The 2821-nt window shown below is 62.5% G+C and carries 3 protein-coding genes; all 3 read left to right on the top strand.

The genetic code is table 11. From position 1 onward, the window contains the following. Positions 1-152: 152 nt before the first annotated feature. From PMI37_RS30860 to PMI37_RS30850, 3 genes are read left to right on the top strand one after another with little or no spacing between them, the layout of a single operon-like run. Complete coding sequence (locus PMI37_RS30860) at positions 153-1235, top strand: bifunctional transcriptional activator/DNA repair enzyme AdaA (RefSeq protein ID WP_008089053.1); 1083 nt, start codon at positions 153-155, stop codon at positions 1233-1235. 33 nt (positions 1236-1268) lie between these two features. Beyond that, a complete protein-coding gene (locus PMI37_RS30855; protein ID WP_008089051.1) occupies positions 1269-2066 on the top strand; it encodes an isocitrate lyase/PEP mutase family protein in 798 nt (265 codons plus the stop codon). Position 2067: 1 nt separating this feature from the next. Then, complete coding sequence (locus tag PMI37_RS30850) at positions 2068-2685, top strand: DNA-3-methyladenine glycosylase family protein (RefSeq protein ID WP_008089049.1); 618 nt, start codon at positions 2068-2070, stop codon at positions 2683-2685. Positions 2686-2821: the final 136 nt, after the last annotated feature.

The following is a 2821-nucleotide window of genomic DNA, read 5'->3' as shown; positions in this document are numbered from 1 at the left end:
GCCGAAGGCTGCGATCTTTTGACTTTGATTTATACAAACAAGATCAAAAGATCGCAGCCTTCGGCAGCTCCTACACGGTAGTTCAGGGGTAATGGAAATTCACTGTCGATTTTTCGGTGGAGCCATCGAGAATCTGCTTTTACAGTCATGCCATGAACATACAGACCGCTGTCCTGCCGCCCCACGCCGAGATGGTTCGCGCCATGCTCGAACGCGACACTGCCTATGAAGGCGTGTTCTTCACGGCAGTGAAAACCACCGGGATCTTCTGTCGCCCCAGTTGCACGGCGCGCAAACCGAAACCGGAGAACGTCGAGTTCTTCGCGCACGCCGATGAATGCCTGACCGCCGGTTATCGCGCCTGCCTGCGCTGCAAGCCACTGGACGCCGCGGCCATCGCCCCGGATTGGGTGCAGCGCCTGCTCAACGCTGTGGACGCCGACCCGGAGCTGCGCTGGAGCGATGCACAACTGCTCGCCGCAGGCATCGAGCCGCTGAAGCTGCGGCGTTGGTTCAAGCAGCATTTCGGCATGACTTTCCACGCTTGGCTACGTACCCGGCGGTTGGGCATGGCGCTGGGCGGGATCAAGCAAGGCACGTCGATCGATCATGCCGCGTTCGACTCGGGGTATGAGTCGCTCAGCGGTTTTCGTGACGCCTTTCAGAAGTCGTTCCACATCACACCGGGCCGCGTCGAACAGAGCGAGCCGCTGCTGTTCACCCGGCTGACCACGCCGCTGGGGCCGATGATCGCCATGGCCGAACGCCGTGGATTGGTGTTGCTGGAGTTTCTTGATCGGCCGGCGCTGACCGGCGAAGTTGAAGCATTGCAGAACCGCTATGGCTACGCGGTCGCGCCAGGGCATAACGCACACCTGCAGCAAATCGAAGAGGAACTGAAGGCCTACTTCGCCGGCACGCTGAACGTATTCACGGTGCCGTTGCATTTGCCCGGCAGCGAATTTTCCCGGCAGGTCTGGGCAGCGCTGCTGCAAATCCCTTACGGTCACACCAGCACTTACGGCGCCATCGCGGCGGCGTTGGGCAAACCCGGCGCGAGTCGGGCGGTCGGGCTGGCCAACGGGCACAATCGGCTGTCGATTGTCGTGCCGTGTCATCGGGTGATTGGCGCGGACGGCTCGCTGACCGGCTATGGTGGAGGACAACCGCGCAAGGCATTCTTGCTGAGGCTGGAAAACGCCGCACTGCAGCTCACTCAACCATTGGCTTTCTGACGATTTTTGCCCCATCAACAACAAGGAATTTCGATGAGCACGCTCGACACTCGCTTTCACCAATTGCACCAGCAAGGCCTGTTGATCCTGACCAACGTCGCCGACGCCACTGGCGCGCGACTGGTCGAACAGCTCGGTGGTCAGGCCGTCGCCACCAGCAGCGCGGCCGTGGCCTGGGCCCACGGTTACCCGGACGGCAACACGCTGCCCCTCGAACGGCTGGTGTCGACGGTGGAATCCATCGCCCGAGTCATCAGCGTGCCGCTGACCGTCGACGTCGAGGCCGGTTATTCCGATGACCTCGGGCGGGTCGCCGAAGTGCTCGATGCGGTCATTGCCGCGGGCGCGGTCGGCGTCAATATCGAAGACGGCGCGCAAACGCCGGAGCTGCTCGCGCGCAAGATCGAAGTGGCGCGGCAAGTCGCCGACAAACGCGCGGTCAAACTGTTCATCAACGCGCGCACCGATGTCTATCTGAAAGGCCTGGTGCCGGCTGAAGACCGCGTCGCCGAAACCCTGCGCCGTGCCGCGCTGTATCAGGCCGCCGGTGCCGATGGCTTGTTCGCCGCCGGGGTCACCTCGGGCTACGAAATCGAAGCGATCTGCAAAGGCACGACGCTGCCGGTCAACGTGCTGGGCTTCGCCTGCCTGCCCTCGCCCGCCGAACTGCAAGCCTTGGGTGTGCGCCGCCTGAGCGCCGGCTCCGGCATCGCCGAGTTCCTCTACGGCGCGATGGGCGGGCTGGTGAAAAGCTTCCTCGCCAGCGGCAAACTCGATACCCATGACCTCAAGGCCTTCACCTACGGCGAAGTCAATGGCTTGCTGAAATAGCATGCCCGACGCCTATCAAGCGGCCAGCGCATACCTCGCCAGCCTCGACTCCGACTGGCAGCGGCACATTGCCGCTGTCGGCCCGTGCCTGCATCAACCGCACCCGGCGCGCGATCCGTACGAGTCGCTGGTGCGGGCGATTGCCTATCAGCAGCTGCATGCCAAGGCCGGGGATGCGATTGTCGGGCGGCTGGTGGGGCTGTTTCCGTCGCAGTCATTTCCCCGCCCGGAACAAATCCTCGCGACCGACTTTGAACGAATGCGCAGTTGCGGGTTTTCAGCAGGCAAGATTGCCACGATTCAAGGGATCGCCCAGGCAACGCTCGACGGCGTGGTGCCGGATTACGCCACGGCATTGGCGATGGACAATGAAGTGCTGATCGAACGCTTGATCAGCCTGCGCGGGGTCGGCCGCTGGACGGTGGAGATGCTGCTGATTTACAGCCTGGAACGCATGGATATCCTGCCGGCCGATGACTTTGGTGTGCGTGAGGGTTATCGGCGGCTGAAGGGGCTGGAGGTGCAGCCGACGCGCAAGCAGATGATCGAGATCGGGTTGAAGTGGAGCCCGTTCAGAACCGTCGCCGCCTGGTACCTTTGGCGCGTTGCCAAGGTGTAGACCGCGTTTTCGTTCATCGCTGGCAAGCCAACTCCCACAGGTTTTTTGCTACACCGAACCCTGTAGGAGTGAGCCTGCTCGCGATGAGGCCAGTCCAGTCAACATCCCCATCGACTGAACCACCGCCATCGCGAGC

Source organism: Pseudomonas sp. GM80 (assembly GCF_000282515.1).
Lineage (GTDB): Bacteria > Pseudomonadota > Gammaproteobacteria > Pseudomonadales > Pseudomonadaceae > Aquipseudomonas.
The sequence above is the reverse complement of the archived record's forward strand: the minus strand, read 5'-3'. Positions and strand labels throughout refer to the sequence as shown.

Coding starts and splice junctions, on each gene's coding strand:
- PMI37_RS30860 (WP_008089053.1), top strand. CDS start 153: ATGAACATACAGACCGCTGTCCTGCCGCCCCACGCCGAGATGGTTCGC.
- PMI37_RS30855 (WP_008089051.1), top strand. CDS start 1,269: ATGAGCACGCTCGACACTCGCTTTCACCAATTGCACCAGCAAGGCCTG.
- PMI37_RS30850 (WP_008089049.1), top strand. CDS start 2,068: ATGCCCGACGCCTATCAAGCGGCCAGCGCATACCTCGCCAGCCTCGAC.